This window comes from Anabaena sp. CCY 9613 (assembly GCF_963920895.1).
Classification (GTDB): Bacteria; Cyanobacteriota; Cyanobacteriia; order Cyanobacteriales; family Nostocaceae; genus Cyanocohniella.
In genome coordinates, this window is sequence record NZ_CAWUDE010000072.1 from 1 (window position 1) to 248 (window position 248).

General features: G+C 74.2%; 1 protein-coding gene. It reads right to left on the reverse strand.

Features of this window, described 5'->3' with window-relative positions:
- Window positions 1–217: hypothetical protein (locus ACM0OT_RS23845; protein ID WP_414566848.1), on the reverse strand; the 217-nt coding region annotated here is incomplete at its 3' end.
- Window positions 218–248: the final 31 nt, after the last annotated feature.

A 248-nucleotide genomic window follows, 5' to 3' on the forward strand; every position in this document is an offset into this window, starting at 1 on the left:
CCGCCGCCACTGCGTGCCACAGGGTGTTCGACCCCTCGTGCATCAGCACCGGCCCCGACGCCCAGGGGGCGTGGGGCGGCGCGATCCAGCCCCCGGCATAGGGCGTGTCCGCGCCGGGGCTCGGCGTGCTCAGGGCGGCGATGCTTTCGGGCTTCAGCCAGCCGCCGCCGTCGGTCAGGAAGACCTTCAGCCAGGCCGCATAGTCGGCCAGCGACATATGGACCGTCCCCGCCGGACCCAGGGCCAGC